This is a genomic window from Limosilactobacillus caccae, from assembly GCF_900156885.1.
Lineage (GTDB): Bacteria > Bacillota > Bacilli > Lactobacillales > Lactobacillaceae > Limosilactobacillus > Limosilactobacillus caccae.
On the sequence record NZ_FTOY01000008.1, the window covers coordinates 1 to 18627 of the forward strand.

At 44.7% G+C, this 18627-nt stretch carries 13 protein-coding genes, 9 tRNA genes and 1 rRNA gene; 18 read left to right on the forward strand and 5 right to left on the reverse strand.

Going from position 1 to position 18627, the window contains the following annotated elements:
- Window positions 1–14: 14 nt before the first annotated feature.
- The 10 genes from rrf to CZ502_RS01000 all read left to right on the forward strand — a co-directional run bounded on the left by rrf (window position 15) and on the right by CZ502_RS01000 (window position 1027).
- A 5S ribosomal RNA gene (rrf, locus tag CZ502_RS00955) occupies window positions 15–131 on the forward strand.
- 52 nt (window positions 132–183) lie between these two features.
- A tRNA-Ser gene (locus CZ502_RS00960) sits at window positions 184–275 on the forward strand.
- Window positions 276–282: 7 nt separating this feature from the next.
- Window positions 283–354: transfer RNA gene (locus tag CZ502_RS00965), tRNA-Glu, on the forward strand.
- A 7-nt stretch (window positions 355–361) separates the two neighbouring features.
- Window positions 362–434: transfer RNA gene (locus tag CZ502_RS00970), tRNA-Val, on the forward strand.
- A 55-nt stretch (window positions 435–489) separates the two neighbouring features.
- Window positions 490–562, forward strand: a tRNA-Phe gene (locus CZ502_RS00975).
- Between the two features lie 5 nt (window positions 563–567).
- Window positions 568–650 (forward strand) — tRNA-Tyr (locus tag CZ502_RS00980).
- A 6-nt stretch (window positions 651–656) separates the two neighbouring features.
- Window positions 657–727, forward strand: a tRNA-Trp gene (locus CZ502_RS00985).
- Window positions 728–744: 17 nt separating this feature from the next.
- Window positions 745–819: transfer RNA gene (locus CZ502_RS00990), tRNA-His, on the forward strand.
- A 36-nt stretch (window positions 820–855) separates the two neighbouring features.
- Window positions 856–926 (forward strand) — tRNA-Cys (locus CZ502_RS00995).
- Between the two features lie 16 nt (window positions 927–942).
- Window positions 943–1027, forward strand: a tRNA-Leu gene (locus CZ502_RS01000).
- Between the two features lie 612 nt (window positions 1028–1639).
- Here the strand turns inward: CZ502_RS01000 and CZ502_RS01005 are convergent.
- The 3 genes from CZ502_RS01005 to CZ502_RS01015 form a co-directional block, all read right to left on the reverse strand.
- Window positions 1640–3007: an APC family permease gene (locus CZ502_RS01005; RefSeq protein ID WP_076459252.1), complete on the reverse strand. Its 1368-nt coding sequence runs from the start codon at window positions 3005–3007 to the stop codon at window positions 1640–1642.
- Window positions 3000–4112, reverse strand: coding sequence for an alanine dehydrogenase (gene ald, locus CZ502_RS01010; protein ID WP_076459253.1), 1113 nt, complete (start codon window positions 4110–4112; stop codon window positions 3000–3002). The genes CZ502_RS01005 and ald overlap by 8 nt, the downstream gene beginning before the upstream one ends.
- A gap of 357 nt (window positions 4113–4469) precedes the next feature.
- Window positions 4470–5879 carry a DHA2 family efflux MFS transporter permease subunit gene (locus tag CZ502_RS01015; RefSeq protein WP_076459254.1) on the reverse strand — a complete coding sequence of 470 codons (1410 nt, stop codon included), beginning with the start codon at window positions 5877–5879 and terminating at the stop codon, window positions 4470–4472.
- Between the two features lie 349 nt (window positions 5880–6228).
- On the opposite strand from CZ502_RS01015, the gene nrdD reads away from it, so the two are divergent.
- The 3 genes from nrdD (at window position 6229) to apf (CZ502_RS01030) (ending at window position 10185) form a co-directional block, all read left to right on the forward strand.
- Entirely contained in the window at window positions 6229–8463 is a 2235-nt protein-coding gene (gene nrdD, locus CZ502_RS01020; RefSeq protein WP_076459255.1) for an anaerobic ribonucleoside-triphosphate reductase, read from the forward strand.
- A 55-nt stretch (window positions 8464–8518) separates the two neighbouring features.
- A complete protein-coding gene (gene nrdG / locus CZ502_RS01025) occupies window positions 8519–9097 on the forward strand; it encodes an anaerobic ribonucleoside-triphosphate reductase activating protein (RefSeq protein WP_076459256.1) in 579 nt (192 codons plus the stop codon).
- Between the two features lie 377 nt (window positions 9098–9474).
- The gene (apf, locus tag CZ502_RS01030; protein WP_076459257.1) at window positions 9475–10185 is read left to right on the forward strand and encodes an aggregation-promoting factor; all 711 of its coding nucleotides are present in this window, start codon (window positions 9475–9477) and stop codon (window positions 10183–10185) included.
- Window positions 10186–10495: 310 nt separating this feature from the next.
- Here apf (CZ502_RS01030) and CZ502_RS01035 read toward each other — a convergent pair whose 3' ends face one another.
- Window positions 10496–12199 carry a phosphoenolpyruvate carboxykinase (ATP) gene (locus CZ502_RS01035; protein ID WP_076459258.1) on the reverse strand — a complete coding sequence of 568 codons (1704 nt, stop codon included), beginning with the start codon at window positions 12197–12199 and terminating at the stop codon, window positions 10496–10498.
- 171 nt (window positions 12200–12370) lie between these two features.
- Here CZ502_RS01035 and CZ502_RS01040 point away from each other — a divergent pair, with 171 nt between their 5' ends.
- The 4 genes from CZ502_RS01040 to preA all read left to right on the forward strand — a co-directional run bounded on the left by CZ502_RS01040 (window position 12371) and on the right by preA (window position 16862).
- Window positions 12371–12874 (forward strand): acyl-CoA thioesterase, encoded by a 504-nt coding sequence (locus CZ502_RS01040; RefSeq protein ID WP_076459259.1) that lies wholly within the window; start codon window positions 12371–12373, stop codon window positions 12872–12874.
- Between the two features lie 131 nt (window positions 12875–13005).
- Entirely contained in the window at window positions 13006–13671 is a 666-nt protein-coding gene (apf, locus tag CZ502_RS01045; RefSeq protein ID WP_076459260.1) for an aggregation-promoting factor, read from the forward strand.
- 658 nt (window positions 13672–14329) lie between these two features.
- Window positions 14330–15571 (forward strand): FAD-dependent oxidoreductase, encoded by a 1242-nt coding sequence (locus tag CZ502_RS01050; RefSeq protein WP_076459261.1) that lies wholly within the window; start codon window positions 14330–14332, stop codon window positions 15569–15571.
- On the forward strand, window positions 15564–16862 hold the full coding sequence (preA, locus tag CZ502_RS01055) for an NAD-dependent dihydropyrimidine dehydrogenase subunit PreA (protein WP_076459262.1): 1299 nt from the start codon (window positions 15564–15566) through the stop codon (window positions 16860–16862). The genes CZ502_RS01050 and preA overlap by 8 nt, the downstream gene beginning before the upstream one ends.
- 259 nt (window positions 16863–17121) lie before the next feature.
- Here preA and CZ502_RS01060 read toward each other — a convergent pair whose 3' ends face one another.
- Window positions 17122–17970 (reverse strand): aldo/keto reductase, encoded by an 849-nt coding sequence (locus CZ502_RS01060; protein ID WP_076459263.1) that lies wholly within the window; start codon window positions 17968–17970, stop codon window positions 17122–17124.
- 152 nt (window positions 17971–18122) lie between these two features.
- On the opposite strand from CZ502_RS01060, the gene CZ502_RS01065 reads away from it, so the two are divergent.
- Window positions 18123–18551: an Hsp20/alpha crystallin family protein gene (locus tag CZ502_RS01065; RefSeq protein ID WP_076459264.1), complete on the forward strand. Its 429-nt coding sequence runs from the start codon at window positions 18123–18125 to the stop codon at window positions 18549–18551.
- The last annotated feature ends 76 nt before the right edge of the window (window positions 18552–18627 follow it).

The following is an 18627-nucleotide window of genomic DNA, read 5'->3' on the forward strand; positions in this document are numbered from 1 at the left end:
GAGAGGACAAGTAGTGTGGTGATGATGGCTTGAAGGATACACCTGTTCCCATGCCGAACACAGAAGTTAAGCTTCAACACGCCGAAAGTAGTTGGGGGATCGCTCCCTGCGAGGATAGGACGTTGCCGCGCGAATAACAAGCTTTGGCACCTGGTTCATATTATGTGCCAGGGCTTGGATACTGGAGAGTTGTCCGAGCTGGCCGAAGGAGCATCATTGGAAATGATGTATACGGGTTAAAGCCTGTATCAAGGGTTCGAATCCCTTACTCTCCGCTTCTATGACCCGTTAGTCAAGTGGTTAAGACACCAGCCTTTCACGCTGGTATCGTGGGTTCGAATCCCGCACGGGTCACTTTTTTGGAGGATTAGCTCAGTTGGGAGAGCATCTGCCTTACAAGCAGAGGGTCACAGGTTCGAGCCCTGTATCCTCCATCGCAGCGCCATTATTGTTATGGTTGTTGCAATTTAATTACCCATGAAACACGATGGCTCGGTAGCTCAGTTGGTAGAGCAACGGATTGAAGCTCCGTGTGTCGGCGGTTCGATTCCGTCCCGCGCCATTTATGGGGGAGTAGCGAAGTCTGGCTAAACGCGACGGTCTGTAAAACCGTTCCTTCGGGTTCGGTGGTTCGAATCCACTCTCCCCCACTTTATAGGGATATAGTTAAACGGTATAACTACGGTCTCCAAAACCGTCATTGTGGGTTCGATTCCTACTATCCCTGCTTAACTGAATATTTTGGCGGTATTGGTGAAGTTTGGTTAACACACCGGTTTGTGGGTCCGGCACGCGTGGGTTCAAATCCCACATACCGCCCTTTAATTAAGTTAATATACTTAATTGTAACTATTTGGTGGTATAGCCAAGTGGTAAGGCAGAGGTCTGCAAAACCTTTATCATCGGTTCAAATCCGATTACCACCTTTTAGTTAGCTGTTATGCCTCTGTGGCGGAATTGGCAGACGCGCTGGACTCAAAATCCAGTTCCCGTTGAGGGAGTGTGGGTTCGACCCCCACCGGAGGCATATTACAAAATAGTCAGCTAAGCTAATGAACAAACTCTAATCCTTGCTATAACAGGGGTTGGAGTTTGTTTTTTTATTTTAAGTTTTCGGTTGATTTTAGTTTTTGTGCATCACTTTTTGAATGTAAGGTAAGCAGTCAATATCCATACGTGTTGAAAAATAAGGATCATGAGCACCGGTATTTTTGTACTTCATGATCATAAGCAGTCAATATCCATACGGCTAGTCTAGCTGGCAAAGATCACCTATACTGAGAGGATCAAATCAGTGAGGAGACTTTTCTTATGGAAGAACAACGTGAAATTATTACTCCACTTTTCAAAAGCAAGTCAAGCAATTTAAAAAAGCATGCATTTGTGACCCGGCCAGCAGTTAAAGTCCAACTTAATATGATCTAATTAACTAGCTTTAAGGTAGTCGACGAGAATAACGAAAAGGACAGGATCATTTATAAATTAGTACGCTAGCCACTCTGTATTAACTAAATATTATGCCATAAATCACCTTTGCCAATATAAAACCGGGTGATGAACCAGTTGCTAGTTCATCACCCGGCGACCTTATTTAACTCGAAGAGGTTGATTCATAGTTCTTTAGTAGGGCTAATCGTTACTAAACAATGACGTGGTGCCGTGAGTAGACGACGTAGATCAAGCAACCAAAAATTAGCCAGGCAATATAGGAAAGCCATGCTTCTCTTGAGATGGTAATCAAGAGGACAACACAGATAACCATTGCAAGGATTGGAATTGTCTTTCCACCGGGGACAATAAATGGTCGCGGTAGGTCTGGATATTGTTTTCTTAACAAGATTACCGTTACGGCAACCAGGAAGAAGACAAGAAGCGAACCAACATTTGCGATTAATGCCAGGTAGTGGAGGTCAAATTCACCAGCAAGAAAGGCTGCCAAGCAACCGTTCAATAACAGGGCACGGTTAGGACTACCACTTCGTTTGTTGATCTTTGACCAGGAAGATGGTAGGAAACCACCACGGCTCATCGCTTTCATAATGTTTGACCCTGCGTAAATAAAGGCATAAACAACAGCGATGATCCCTAAAATGGCACCTGCAGAGACAATTTGTGAAACCATCTTATGACCATGAACAATTAGGACATAGGACATAGCTTCCGATACATCAAGCTTTGGATACTTGACCGTGCCAGTCATTAGCAAACCAACGATGATATACAAGCTGGTTGATAGGAGCAACGAATAGACAATTGCCCGTGGAATATTGTGCTGAACATTTTTAGCATCTTCTGCAGAAGTTGCTAAGGCGTCAAACCCAAGGAAGGAGAAGAAGACTGCTCCTGCTCCGGTTACAACGCCTTGGGCACCGTATGGGAAGAATGGGTGCCAGTTAGCAGGGTTAACGTCGCGGACACTGACAACGATGAAAAGGATAATTACTGCTAGCTTGACACAGACCAGACAGTCGTTAACAAACTTACTCTGGCCAGTCCCTTGCATTAACAGCAGGGTAATTAGTAACACCATAATCACTGCCGGTAAGTTAACAATCCCGCCTTTTCCTGCTGGAACTAAGAGGTTATTGGGGAGGTGGATATTAAGTTCGTACAAAAATGATTTTACATATCCAGTCCACCCATTGGCAACAGTAGCAGTTGTGGCAACATATACTCCGAGGAGCGTCCAGCCAGTAAAGAAGGCTGGTAGCCGGCCGATTGAGACCCAGCTATAAATATAAGCACCCCCGGAGTTCGGAATACTCGTTGTCAATTCTGCGTAACATAAACCGATTAAGCAACTTGCCGTCGCAGCAATTAAGAACGAGAGCGTAACTGCCGGCCCAGCATCCTGGGCAGCAACAATTCCAGTTAATACGAGAATCCCCGTCCCGATAATCGCCCCGACACCTAAAATCGTTAGATCAAACAGGCCGAGGGTTCGATCTTTTTCAGCCTTTTGTGCGTTTCGCAAGACCAGGCTAGGGTCTATTCGATTTTTACCCAATTAACTCGTCCAAGGAAGTGTAATCTAACTTAAGGCTATCGGCCACCGCCTTGGAAGTCATTTTCCCGTTGTAAGTGTTAATTCCAGTTGCAATTTCATTATCAGCCTTAGCAGCAGCATCGATTCCCATGTTGGCAATCTTCAATGCAGGGGCTGTAGTTGCGCTAGTCAATGCTTCAGTCGATGTCCGCGGTACCGCGCCAGGGATATTAGCAACGGTATAGTGGACAACGCCGTGCGATACATAGATTGGGTCATCGTGAGTTGTTGCGTGGGTGGTAGTTTCGAAAATCCCCCCTTGGTCGATTGGAACATCAACGACCACGGAGCCATCTTCCATACTGTCAATCATTTCAGTCGTAACAAGGGTAGGCGCCTTTGCACCAGGAATCAAAACGGCACCGATTACTAAGTCAGATTCCTTAACTGCTTGAGCAATGTTATGTGGTGTCGACATCAACGTTTGTACCTTGCCATCAAAGATGTTGTCGATGTATTCAAGACGAGCGGCATTGATATCCAAGATCGTTACTTGGGCACCGAGGCCAACGGCAATCTTTGCGGCGTTGAACCCGACAGTACCACCACCGATTACGGCAACCTTCCCGCGAGCAACGCCGGTAGTCCCGGAGAGCAGGAGGCCTTTTCCGCCGTGGGGTCCTTCAAGGAAATGGGTACCAACTTGAGCAGCCATTCGGCCAGCAATTTCACTCATTGGGGCCAGTAATGGTAGGTCACCGTTACGGCCAACCATTGTTTCGTAGGCAACACCAATAACCTTCTTTTCGAGCATTGCTGCCGTTAACTTCGGATCAGCAGCCAGGTGAAGGTAAGTGTAAATAATCATTCCTGGACGGAAGAAGTGGTATTCGGCTTCAAGTGGTTCTTTAACCTTGATTACCATTTCGGCTTGCCATGCTTCATCGACCGAACCGATCTTGGCACCGACCGCGGTATATTCGTCATCTGCAAAACCACTTCCGACACCGGCGTCATGTTCGACGATTACGTCATGACCACCAGAAATTAAACTAGCAACCATACTTGGAGTCGCACCGACACGCTCTTCTTGGTTCTTGATTTCCTTTGGAATACCGATTAACATAACTAAGATGCTCCTTTCGTTAGGCGTCTCCCTTTTGCCATCTTTAAGATAATATAACTTTGTGAATTTCACAAGCCCATTAATAGTAAGTGCTTCCATAATTGGCGTGTCTCTACCTATTTAAATTGCTCGGGAGTAATCATTTCACAAGCGAGGAGTTTGTGAATTCACCTTAGCGAAGGCGACCATCTTTCTCGATTCGCCATTCCATCACGAACGAGTTATTTAAGTATTGATGTCTTGTCTTGCGACTATATCGACGAAGTGGTTCTTTAAATAGAAACTGATTAACGAAGCCGCCTATTGACAATAAAAAAGCCGTCACCCATTAAGGTAACGGCTTTTTTTTATTAGTGATTAATCAAGCTTTTCATTACGCTGATCTTGCATTTTAAAGGTTAATAAGATTGCAATTACAATTAACACGATTGCAAAGTAAATTCCGTAATGGAAACCATTGGTAAAGCGAACGGCTGAAGAGCCAGTAGCAGCTTTACTACCTAAGGCCAAGCAGCTCGTAGCAAGGGCAGTTGATAGGGCACCGACTACTTGTTGCATGGTGTTCATGATGGTACTACCATCACCTGACTCCATTCCTGACAAGGCATTTAGGGCACTTGTTTGTGAAGGGGACATTGCAAGAGGACAACCGATCATTAAAATGATGTGTGCAATTACAACGTAAACGATTGAACTTTCCGCACTCGTGAAGGCTAACATTAAGCCACCGACTAGCGCGATGATAAAACCAAGCATCGCTGGTCGTTTTGCCCCGACACTATCGTATAGGCGGCCGGCAAAGGCAGAAGTGATTGCGTTAATCACCCCACCTGGCAACATTACCAACCCGGTTAAGGCAACAGGTAAGAGCAACCCATTTTGGTAGTACATTGGTAATAGGTACATTGTGGAAAGGATGATCCCAAAATCAAGCATCACAAGTGAAGAGCCAACTGCAAATGCTGGAATCTTGAAGATTTTTAGGTTTAGAATTGGCGTTGCAATATTTAATTGCCGGTGAACGTACAGAATTAAGACTACAATCCCGATAATCAAGGCACCTAAAACTGGTACTGATAACCAGCCGTCACGGCTTGAAAGGGAAGCCCCGATAACAATTCCTGAACAACCAACGGCTGATTCAATGATCGAAAGAACATCGACGTGCGGCCGGGTAACGTCCCCCACGTTCTCCAGTGATGTAATGGCGAAAATCAACGCGATGGCGAGGAAGGGAACAAATAACCAGAAGATCCACCGCCAAGAAAGCTTGGCCAGTACCAGCCCGGTTAGGGTAGGACCGATTGCGGGGGCAAACATAATGACGAGGGCACACATTCCCATTACCGCCCCGATTTTCTTTGGTGAGAAAATTTGCATAACGACCGCGAACATTAATGGAAGAATTAAGCCAGTACCAATCCCCTGGATCATCCGCCCAACCAAAAGAATTGCAAAGCTACCTGCCATTGCGGAGATACATGCACCAACAATGAAGTCGATTAGGGCAAAAATAATCACCTGGCGAGTAGTAAACCATTTAGTAATGATACTTGATAGCGGGAGAATAATCCCGATAATTAACATGTAACCAGTAACCAGCCATTGAACGGTTGCAGTATTAATTTGAAATGCGGCCATCAATTTTGGCAGGGCGATGTTTAGTGATGTTTCACTAAACATGCCGACAAAGGCACCGAGTAACATGCTGACCATCGCTAGTTTTGGATGGGCAACATGCTTACGGGCCTGCATTTTATTATCCATATATAAACACTCCTTCTTTCTTATACACAATTGCTTAGTTTAGCAAAATCGCGAGCCCTTCATAAGTTATTTTTTAAATAAATAATAATCTTAATTTAAACACTTAATAATATTAAGCAGGACCGCAAAATCGGTGATTTGAGCTGGCATTAAAAGATTGCCAGTGGTCGATTCTTACATATAAAAGAATAAATTTTATAAAAGGAGATAATGCTGTAGAGGTCGATAGGGTAAAGATGGAACTGATTCCAACAAACCACAATATATAGTATTTTTAAAGTCAACCCTTTCTATAAGTTGTATTTTGAGCTATGATTAAATACGTTAAATTCGAGAGGGGAAATGAAAGATGAAAGTGCAACTAATCAACGAAAATGATCTTAACACCTTAGCTGACCTTCAGGTTATTAAGCGTGACGGGACGGTTACGCCTTTTTACTCATATAAGATCAACCTAGTATTAAAATCATTGGGTGCTGATGATGCGACTAAGCGTGCGGTATACATGGCATTGCTGGACGGTTTAATAAAGCAGTCAGCAGTTGATACGACGATGATCGCGGATCTTTTTGCGGCGGGCTTAAAGCAGGCCGGTCATGAGGAACTTGCACAAATCTTTCGCGATTACCGGCGGCGGGATGAGGAATCATTTGCGGAAGCGACGAATCCCCAGCATAAGCTAGAGCAGCTATTTGACCGTAATTCGCGGGTGGTTCATGAGAATGCTAATAAGGATAGCCATGTTTTCAACACCCAGCGGGACTTAGAAGCCGGGGTAGTGAGTCGTGCCCTTGGTTTGCGGATGCTTCCTGGCATCGTTGCCAAAGCGCATTTGCGGGGAGACATTCACTGGCATGACCTTGATTATTCACCAGTTACGCCAGAGACCAATTGCTGCTTAATTGACTTTGACGAGATGCTCAAGCACGGCTTTAAGATTGGTAATGCCTGGGTGGCTTCACCGCGGTCTATCCAGACTGCCACTGCCCAGATGTCGCAAATCATTGCGAATGTTGCCTCTTTACAGTACGGTGGTTGTTCTGCTAACCGGGTGGACCAGTTACTTGAACCATACGCAAAGCTCAACTATGAAAAGCACCTGGAAGATGCTAAAAAGTGGATTGCTCCTGATAAGCAAGACGAGTTTGCAAGGGAAAAGACCAAGAAGGATATCTATGATGCGATGCAGGCCTTAGAATATGAGATCAACACCTTGTACTCCAGCCAGGGACAGACCCCATTTACCACTGTGAACTTTGGCCTAGGAATCAGCTGGATCTCACGGGAAATTCAAAAGGCAATCTTGCAGATCCGGATTAAGGGATTAGGCAAGGAACACCGGACGGCAATTTTCCCTAAGTTGATCTTTACCGTTAAGCGGGGACTAAATTTAGCGCCAGAAGACCCTAATTACGATATCAAACAACTAGCACTTGAATGTTCTACTAAGCGGATGTACCCCGACTTATTGATGTACGATAAGATTAAGGAAATTACGGGGAGCTTTAAGACACCGATGGGCTGCCGGTCGTTCTTGCAGGGCTGGACGGACCCGGAGACCGGCAAAGAAGTTAATTCTGGCCGGATGAACCTGGGAGTAGTAACGGTCAACCTGCCACGGATTGCCCTCGAAGCTAGTGGTAATAAGCAACTCTTCTGGGAAATTTTCCAGGAAAAGATGAATATTTGTAAGATTGCCTTAGACTACCGGATTAAGCGGACAAAGGAAGCTAGGCCGGAAAACGCCCCATTGTTATACATGTATGGTGCGTTCGGTAAACGGTTAAAGAAGGACGATAGTGTTGATGAAGTCTTTAAGAATAGCCGGGCAACCGTCTCCCTTGGTTACATTGGCTTGTATGAAGTTTGTTCCACATTTTATGGCCCTAACTGGGAACATAATAAGGAAGCCCATGACTTCGCCCTTTCAATTACCAAGGCAATGCACGACCTTTGTGCCAAGTGGGAAGACGAAGAAGGTTACCACTTTAGTCTATACTCAACGCCTGCGGAATCACTGACTGATACATTCTGCCAGGACGATTTGAAGAAGTTTGGGCGGATCGAGGATGTTACTGATAAGGAATACTATACTAATAGCTTCCATTATGATGTTCGGAAGCACCCGACCCCATTTGAGAAGTTAACGTTTGAAGAGGACTTCCCACAGTATGCTGCCGGGGGCTTTATCCACTATTGTGAATACCCCAACCTGCGGCAGAACCCGAAGGCGCTTGAAGCAGTCTGGGATTGGGCTTATGACCATGTTGGCTATCTCGGCACAAACACTTCGATTGACCAATGCTTTAAGTGCGGATTCAAGGGCGAATTTGAAGCAACTGCCCAGGGCTTTAAGTGTCCACAGTGTGGCAACCATGATCCGGCAACCTGCGACGTGGTTAAGCGGACTTGTGGCTACCTTGGTAACCCCCAACAGCGGCCAATGGTTCATGGACGGCATGAGGAAATCATCCACCGGGCCAAGCACATGGATCCGGGGATGATTAGGAATGCCGCCGCCTTTGAACGAGACCGGCAGCTGGATGCGAAGGCGCACGCCAACATTACTGGCGACCAGATTTAGTGAAGTTATTTAAGGAGATGACAATGAGCGTCCCCTTTTGTTATGGAGGGAAATCATGCCAAAACAACGTTTACCAAAAAATCCCCAGCCAAAAGAGTGGTTGGCCAAGGATCATTCGTTACAATACATTGCGGACTACAAGCCATTTAATTTTGTGGATGGTGAGGGGGTCCGGTGCAGTATTTATGTTAGTGGTTGTTTGTTTAACTGTCCGGGTTGTTACAACAAGGCGGCACAAAACTTCCACTATGGTCAGCCGTATACCCAGGAGTTAGAAGACCAAATAATTACTGATCTTTCGCAGTCCTATGTTCAGGGACTGACCCTTCTTGGTGGGGAGCCCTTCTTAAATACCCAGGTTTGTTTGAAGTTAGTGCGGCGTATCCGCCAAGAGTTTGGCGATGACAAAGACATTTGGTCGTGGACAGGTTACACTTGGGAAGAATTAATGAAGGAATCTGCGGATAAGAAGGAATTACTGCAAAATCTTGATATCCTGGTCGATGGTCGCTTCCTTCTTGCTAAAAAGGACCTGACGTTGCAATTCCGCGGAAGTTCAAACCAACGGATCATCGATGTGCAAAAATCGCTAGCGGAGAATGATGTTGTAATCTGGGATAAGCTTGTCCACTAGCAGCTTTTCATTACAGAAAGGTTACAAAAAAGAAGCAGAATCATGAAAGAAGACCGTAAATTGGCCCACGCAGGGTTTAATTTACGGTCTTCTTTGTTCTTATATTACAAGTTTCGGTAATTGTGCGGGGAAAGTTCGTGGTCCCGAAATTGCCCTAAGGTCGGCAATGCAAACGGGTGTTTCTTAGTTAAGTTACTTTCTTTATTACAATCTGTTACGTTTAAGGCGGGAAATGATATTTACGGGTAACCACCGTGTAATTTTCAAGGAGTATATTAATAACTGTTGATTGAGTTGATTAATCAACGCCTTAACAAACAAGATAATAATTAATTAACTAAAATATGAATTTATAAAAAAGGATGGGACTTATCTCTATGAAGTTATCGAAGAACATCGCTAAAGTTACCGCTGCAGTAGCAGGTGCCGTTGCAATGGGAACCATTGCTACTGCAACTACTGCTAACGCCGACACAATTTACACGGTGCAAAGCGGTGACACATTATCAGGAATCTCATATAAGTTAGGCCATGATTTAACTTATGTTGATTCATTAGCTTCTAACAACCAAATTGCCAACAAGAACTTAATCTTCGTTGGTCAAAAGTTAGTGATTAAGGACGACGGTGAAGTTGCCCCAGCGACTGCCCAACAAGCAGCCACTCTACCAGCAACCAGTGCTGCCGGACAAGAATCAGCTGCTAGTCAAACAAGCCAGGCACCAGCAGTCAGCCAAGCACCACAATCATCAGCTAGCCAAACTGGTGCTAACCAGGCCCAAGCAGTAGCCCCAGCGGCTGCTAGCCAAGCCACGACACAAACGACAGCCCCAGCTACTTCTAACTACACTTCTGCAGTAAGCGGTGGTGAAGCAGCAGCGAAGGCATGGATCGCCGGTCGCGAATCTGGTGGCAACTATGGTGCCCGGAATGGCCAATACGTTGGTAAGTACCAGTTGTCAGCATCATACCTTAACGGTGACTACTCTGCTGCCAACCAGGAACGGGTAGCGGACCAATACGTACAAAGTCGCTATGGTTCATGGAGTGCTGCCCAATCATTCTGGCAATCACATGGTTGGTACTAAAATTTAATGAAAAATACGAAGGGAGAAAAAAGTCCAAAATCTTGATTTTGGACTTTGTCTTTCGACGCGAAGCTAGCCTTTAGGGAACCCCCGCGAGGATGGCTAGGTGTTCTGGGCGTTGATTTATCAACGTTCAGACTAGCTTCGCGTCGCAGCCCGGCTACCGCGCTGTAACATTAATATTTTTTAAAATAGTAAAGAGGCTGAGTTTATTCCCAGCCTCTTTTTGCTTTAAACTAGCACTTGCTAGCAAAATCAGCAGCGGAGATTTTAAAATAGAAAAGGGGCCACATTAGCAGCCTCTTCATAATTATTTGTCATTCATTAACAAGTCAAGTAATTCAGTTGCGGATTCCTTCAAGGCATCCTTGGACTTGTCATTACCCAGGTGGGTATAAATTTCACCAACGTAAACGCCCTTGTCGAATAGGTTAGTAAATACCTTATCAATAACGGGCTTCGTCTTTTCTGGTTCTTGAACAGGGCCAAATGGGTTGGCGAAGAAGGTGGTACTCATACCTACTTCATCGGTTGTCCCGAGGGCCTTCCGCTTACCAGCAACAAAGACTTCTTCCGCTTCTTCCTTGGTGGCAAAGCGGTGGATCCCAACTTCATCGCTGTAATTGTTAGCATACAGCCACATGTCAACTGGGTGGTGTTCAATAACCCGGTCGTAGGTGTCAGCGGGGATAATAACCCGGGCGTTCTTACGTTCAGGGTTCAGGTAAACACCCCGGTCCATGTTATTGAAGGCTACTGCACTAGAAAGGTCATCAAGACGGACAAATGCCCCGGTTTCTGTCCCTTGAGCATATAGTTCACCGTTATCTGCAATCGTGAAGCTTCCCATATCGTCAAAGATCGTTTCCATTTCAACAATCTTATCATCGGCAAGTTCTTGCAGGGCTTCAATTGATTCTGACTTTCCGGCACCGGAGTCACCGAAGAAGACAACGTTCTTTTCCGTCCCGTTAGTGAAACGGATCCGCAGCATGGAACCGTGGATTGGTAAGTGACCGTTGTAAATTTGGTGAAGGTTGTGGACAGTTAAGCACATCTTCTTCATGTAGCCAAAGTAAGTGGTCTTGTCAGTGTATGGAACTTCCCCGATCCAGATATCATTAGCTTCGTCGTGGTAGTAGTGAGAAACCATGCCTTCAGTCTTTTCCAGACCAAAGAAGATGATTAAGTCTGGCTTTTGGTCCTTGTAGTCTTCAGGGGATGCCAATTCAAACAGGTTGGAGAGGGCAATTCCGTTAACAAGGTAATCAACGTTAAAGTAGATAAAGGCTAAGCTTTCACCAATCCGGGCAGGGTAGCAGTACCACTGGCCCTTTTCACCGTGGAATCGCTTGACGGGGTTCTCATTAACTGCGGAGAAGACACCTTCCCGCTTGTTACTCTTGGTGTGCATCATCATTGGTGGCCGTAACATCACGGTGTCAATAAATTGGATGTCTTTTAATTGTTCGTAGCCGGCAGGAATCTTCCAGTCTTCGTTTTGAACGAGCATTGAAGCATTAGTCGCAGCGTTAACTTGCCGGTATGTCCGGTTAGTAAAGCCCTGGAGCTTTTCTTCGATGATCCGGTAAGTCTTCCGCACTAATTCATTAAAGCTAGTATCGACGGTCTTGAATTCACTACCAACGATTTTGTTGTCATTATAATTGAGAACAGAGACCCGGAGAAGGGAACGGTAGAATGAGTAGAGGTCTTCGAAACTTGCGAGGATATCTTTTGGATCAAAGTCATCGTAAGCACTGGCATCGTTGACCAGAATCTTTTTAAGGGTTTCTACGTATTCTTCGGGGCTAGCATTGTCAAACGCATCTTCATCGGTATCATGGTTTAATGAGCCGAGGTACAGCTTGACAATACTTAACACTTCGTCACTGTTAATTAAAGAATAGATGTCTGTAAAGTAATCTTGACTCAGATTAAGGGTTGCAACTCCCCGGTCGAGGTTTACATATAGGGAGTCAGTTTTAATAATCTGACTGTCTTTGCTTGTCATATAGTTCTCAATCCTTTCTTATATCCGTTGGCTTTTATTATAGTCTATTTTAAAAGAAAAATGAAAAGAAAATTAAAAAGATATTATATCCATTTCAAAGCATATCTAAATGCGAATAAATCCTTATATGGTAAAATGCTATTAGATTAATAATGTAAGGGGTTTAATACTATGGATATTAAATGTAATGATACGCTATCGGTATCAATGCACCGGGTGTTCAATGCGCATTTAAATGAGCATGGGACAGTCTTTGGTGGTGAGATTTTGAAAATCGTTGATGGGGAAGCGTCAGTAACTGCAATGCGGGTTGCCCGGACAACCGTTGTTACTGCGGCGATGGACCACGTGCAATTTTTACACCCCTTCAGACTACAAGATTCAATGTGCATGGAATCCTATGTCACAGGGGTCGGGACCCGTTCGCTGGAGGTGTTTGTGAAGGTCATTGGCGAGCACCTGATGACTAATGAACGTTTTCTAGGCTTTACTTGCTTCTTAACCTTTGTGATTGAAGACCCACAGAAAAAGCTCAAATATGACCGGGTGGTTCCACAAACGAAGGAGCAAGCGTCACTACTGGCAGGGTATGAGAAGCGCCGGCAACAACGGCGGCAAAACATTGCCCACCAACAGGAAATATTGGAATCAATCACCGTCGATAAGCCGTGGTAATTATTACAGTTTATTACAGACATGACGAAAAATGATAAGTGCTGGTAACCCATCCGTAACGGTAATCTTGTATAGTATTAATCGTTGAAAGAGAAAAACGATTAATTAAGAAAAGGATGGATTAATTTATAATGAAGTTATCTAAGAAAGCAGCCAAGATTACAGCAGCGATTACCGGTGCAGTTGCACTGGGGACAGTTGCTACTGCAACCACTGCCAACGCCGATACTGTCTATACGGTGCAAGCGGGCGACACCCTTTCTGGAATTTCTTACAAATTAGGTCATGACTTAAGCTTTGTGGATACCTTAGCAAACCACAACCAAATTGCTGATAAAAACGTAATCTACGTTGGCCAGCAATTAGTAATTAAGGATGATGGTGAAGTCGCTCCGGCAACTGCCGAACAAGCAGCTACTTTACCAGCTGCCGTTACTAATGAGCAGCAAACAGCGCCAGCAGCTAGCCAGGCACCGGTTGCTAATGCCCAAAGCACTACCCAACAAGGCACTTACACTGCGCCAGCACCGCAGCCACAACAAAGCACCCCAAGTTATTCTTCTGGTGTTGCTGGTAACGATGCTGCTGCTAAGGCATGGATTGCTGGCCGGGAATCCGGTGGTAACTACGGTGCACGTAACGGCCAATACATTGGTAAGTACCAATTATCAGCATCATACTTAAATGGTGACTACTCTGCTGCCAACCAAGAACGGGTAGCAGACCAATATGTTGCTAACCGCTATGGTTCATGGAGTGCTGCCCAAGCATTCTGGCAATCACACGGTTGGTACTAAGAACTAGCAAAAGCTGAAGATAGATAATCAACCACTAACGGTCGGGAAAGATTCCCGGTCGTTTTTTATTTGGCTGGAAAAGAGGGACAAGGATAGCAAAATTAAGTAAGAAAACTGTGAGAATTGCGGTGCCTAATGGCTTTTAACTTATTCTAGGTAAGCTGGATGGGCTGGGGATAATAATTTGTAAAAAAGGAATATTATTAATCAAAAATTATCTTAGCGCGATGTTTACCCCGATAATCCACCAAAGTAGATCGGTTATCCGGTGACTAGCGGACTGGAGCGGTGAGAACCGTGTTGCTGGGGGCTTCTCGCTGAATCAAAGGAAAAACCGTTAGTGCGATGTGGAAATACAGGTTATCTGTTACGGCAAGTGATTAATATTCCTCTTAAGAATAATACTAATCGCTTATGAAAACGCATTCATAAAGTGATTGTGAACGGAATAACAAAAACGGTGAAAGATAGATGGAATAGAACTATTCCAAAAGTATATAACCAGCTATTAATATTAATGATAAATGGTTGAGAATAGCTGAAATATTGCCACTTGTACTATAAAAATTTAAATTGTACTATTGGAGTGTAGAAAAAGTGATATTCATCACTAAGTTGTTAATTATGAAGTAAGCATAACTTAGAGGAGGTTACCTTGATGACTTCAAAGTATGAAACAGAGCCAAAGGGCTACACAATGTCAACGGTAATGCAAGAAGCTGCACGTTGCCTTTTGTGTCATGACGCCCCATGCTCACAAGCATGTCCAGCCCACACTAACCCAGCAGAGTTTATCCGTAGTGTTCGTTTCCGTAACATTAAAGGTGCGGCGGAGACTATCCGGGAAAACAATGCGCTAGGCTCAATTTGTGCCCGTGTATGTCCTACCGAGCGGTACTGTGAATCAGCATGTACCCGGGCAAAGATTGACGGGCCAATTGATATTGGTGGGATTCAGCGCTACGTTACCGATATGGAACGTAAGCTCAACATGAAGATTTTGAAGGCTGGCAAGCCAAACGGCATGAGCGTTGCAATTGTTGGTAGTGGTCCTTCTGCTTTACAAGCTGCGACGACCTTACTTGAAAAGGGTTATGCTGTTGATATTTACGAAAAGAATGCCAAGGCCGGTGGTTACCTAACTTATGGGATTCCAGAATATCGTTTGCCGCAAGAAATCGTGGATTATGAAGTACAACGGATTGTTGACCTTGGTGCCAAGATTACTTACAACACCACTGTTGGTAAGGACATCACGATGGATGAATTAAAGGCAAACCACAATGCCGTGATTGTTGCCATTGGGACTAGTGATGCCAAGATGTTGCCAATGTTTGAACACAACATTTGCACTGAATCTGCTATCTCATTCCTCGCCCGTGCTAAGGAAGCGAAGGGCAAGCTTGATGACTTACCTGATAATGTTCTTGTTATTGGTGGTGGGGATGTTGCAATGGACGTTGTTACAACCCTCAAGAAACTTGATGTGCCTTACGTAACCGATGTTGTTTATGAACAATTTGCAGAATTCAAGGCTTCCAAGAAGGAACTTGCAGGGGCACAAAAAGAAGGAGTTACCATCATCGATGGCTACGAACCGAAGGAAGTACACCAAAACCGGGCTACTTTCGCCCACCGGAAGATTGACAGTGAAATTACCATTACTGCCGATAAGATTATCCTCGCCGTTGGACAAAAAGCTGATGCGGAAGGCTTGGATATTGATATTCAGCACAATGAAATTCCATTCCGTGACGCTCGTTTCCACACTAAGGATCCAAAGGTATTTGCTACCGGTGATATCGTTGACGGTGACAAGACGGTTGTCGTTGCGGTTCAAAAAGGTAAGGAAGTTGCGGAAGAGATTGACCGGGTGTTAGGAGGACAAGATAATGATTAAGAAAGACTTATCAGTAGACTTTTTAGGAGTTCATTTTGAAAACCCATTCTGCTTGTCATCTTCACCAGTTGGCAACTGTTATGAGATGTGTAAGAATGCGTACGACGCTGGGTGGGGTGGAATTGTTTATAAGACTCTTTCACCAGAACACTTCAAGATTGATGAAGTTTCACCACGGTTTGATGAATTAACCAAGGAAGACACACCATTTGTCGCCTTCAAGAACATGGAGCAATTGTCTGAACACCCATTAGAACAAGACTTAGCTGACATGCGGCGCTTGAAGAAGGAATACCCTAACAAGGTTTTGATTGCTTCGATCATGGGGGAAACCTTTGATGATTGGACATATCTGGCTAAGCGGGTAACAGAAGCTGGCGCTGACATGATCGAATTAAACTTCTCATGTCCGCAAATGACTTCCCACACGATGGGTTCAGATGTTGGGACCAACGCTGAATTATGTAAGAACAACTGTATCGCGGTTAAGAAGGGGACTGACTTACCAGTCCTTGCCAAGATGACCCCTAATATCACGACGATGGTGCCGGTTGTAAAGGCTTGTCTTGAAGGTGGCGCTGACGGTTTCTCCTCAATTAACACCGTGAAGTCTGTTACTGACGTGGACCTTGAAAAGAAGGTTGCTTTACCAAACATTGATGGTAAGTCATCCGTTTCTGGTTTATCAGGGAAGGCTGTTAAGCCAATTGCCTTGCGGTTCTTACAACAATTACGGACTGCCTCAGGGCTTGAACAATTACCAATCTCAGGTATCGGTGGGATCGAAACCTGGGAAGATGCGGCTGAATTTATCTTGATGGGTGCTACAACCCTCCAAGTTACGACCGCTATTATGCAGTATGGTTACCGGATCATTGATGACTTGACCAATGGGTTGATGCACTACATGGACGAACAAAATGTTGACCACTTGCAAGACCTCGTTGGCCTCGCAAACAAGAACATTATCCCAACTAACGAATTAAACCGGAACTACAAGGTTTACCCGAAGATTGACTGGGATAAGTGTATCGGTTGTGGACGTTGTTTCGTATCATGTCAAGATGGTGCTCACCAAGCTTTAACGTGGGATGATGAAAAACGCCTGCCTGTCTTTAACAAGGACAAGTGTGTCGGCTGTCAGTTATGTGCCCTTGTTTGCCCAGTTGGCGCAATCAAGCTCGGGGTAGTTGAAATGAAGCCAGGCCGGGAAGGTGACCCAAGTAAGATTGATGTTGCCTCACAACGGCTGCACACCTACCACCCCGAAGAAGCAAAAGCGGGAAATTAACAGGATAACAATCTAAATAAAAAGAGGCTGGGAATTAACTCAGCCTCTTCGCTATTTTAAAGATATTAATGTTACAGCGCGGTAGCTGGGCTGCGACGCGAAGCTAGTCTGAACGTTGATAAATCAACGCCCAGAACGCCTAGCCATCCTCCCAAATAGGCTAGCTTCGCGTCGGCGGGGGTTCCCTAAAGGCTAGCTTCGCGTCGAAAAACAAAGTTCAAAATCTTGATTTTGGACTTTTGTCTCACGCTCTTTTTATTTAAATCACTGCTAATGGTTCCTTTTTAGTTGGTGTTGGGAATTCCTTTTGCAATGCTAAAATTTCATCATCGCTTAGGTCAATTTCACCAGCGTTGAAATTAGCCATTGCGTGCTCTGGATTACCACTCTTTGGAATCGCTAGGACGTTCTCAATTCGCAGGACCCAGGCTAACATGATCTGTTGGACACCTACTTGGTGATTTGCGGCGATTTCCTTGATGACCGGGTTGGTATAAAGGGTGCCAGAAAGAGTATCTGCTTCAGCCAGTGGTGAATATGCAATCAGCGGTAGTTGGTGCTGTTTCATTAGTGGGAGCAGGTCATATTCAATTCCGCGGCGGTCAAGGTTGTAGAGATCTTCATTAGCAACACAGTTAGTACCATCTTGGAGCTTCCACAGTTCTTCCATATCAGCAACATCGAAGTTTGATACTCCCCAAGCCTTAATCTTGCCCGCCTTTTTAACCCGTTCAAGTTCATTAACGGTTTCTGCCAGCGGAATACTTCCCCGCCAGTGAAGCAGGTAAAGGTCAAAGTAATCAGTGCCTACAGCTTTAAGACTTTGATCGAGACTGTGTTCCAATTTAGCTTTTCCAGCATTAGAAGGAAGGACCTTATCAATCAGGAAAAGGTCATGCCGGTCAAACGGCTTGATTGCTTCGCCAACGAGCCGTTCTGACCGGCCGTTGCCATACATTTCAGCAGTGTCGATCGCCCGTGCACCAGCGTTGATTTCGTCTTGAATCGCTTTGATTTCTGCCGAACGCTTCACTGCGACATCCCCCATGTTCCAGGTGCCGATCCCGATTGCTGGCATTGTAATGTTATTAATTGTTACTTTTTTCATTCCGATGGCTCCTTTCAATGCGTCTGCGCTTCTCTTTTATTATATCGTTTTTAATGAAAATTTTTAGCAAAAAAATTAGCACTCCCCTTGCACGAGTGCTAAAAATGATTACAATAGAAGGTGAATCAAGGAAATGAAAGGAAGCATTATTTATGGCTAACGAATTACAAAACCGTAACTTATTTGATAATTTGATGAACATGCGTAATTGGATGAATGATGACTTCTTCTCTGATTTGACTCCAGCAGCCGACCACATGAAGACAGACGTTGCTGAAAATGATAAGAACTACAGCGTTAAGATTGACATGCCGGGCTTTGATAAGAAGGATATTCATATTAGCTATGCCAATAATATCTTGACAGTTACCGGAAAGCGGGACACTGTTGATGACGAAGCTGATAGGGATGGCAATATTCTTCACAGCGAGCGGCGCTATGGTCAAATGAGCCGGCAATACCGCTTGCCTGATGTTGAGCGGAAGAACATTAAGGCCCACTATGATAACGGGGTCTTAGCAATTACGCTACCAAAGCGGGTAGAGAGCGTTGAAGACGACGGTCATATTGAAATTGACTAATTTAGCAGAAACAAGGATTGAAGAGCCGTGAAAGTTCACGGTTCTTTTTTATCGTTTTCACAGAACAAACGTTTGA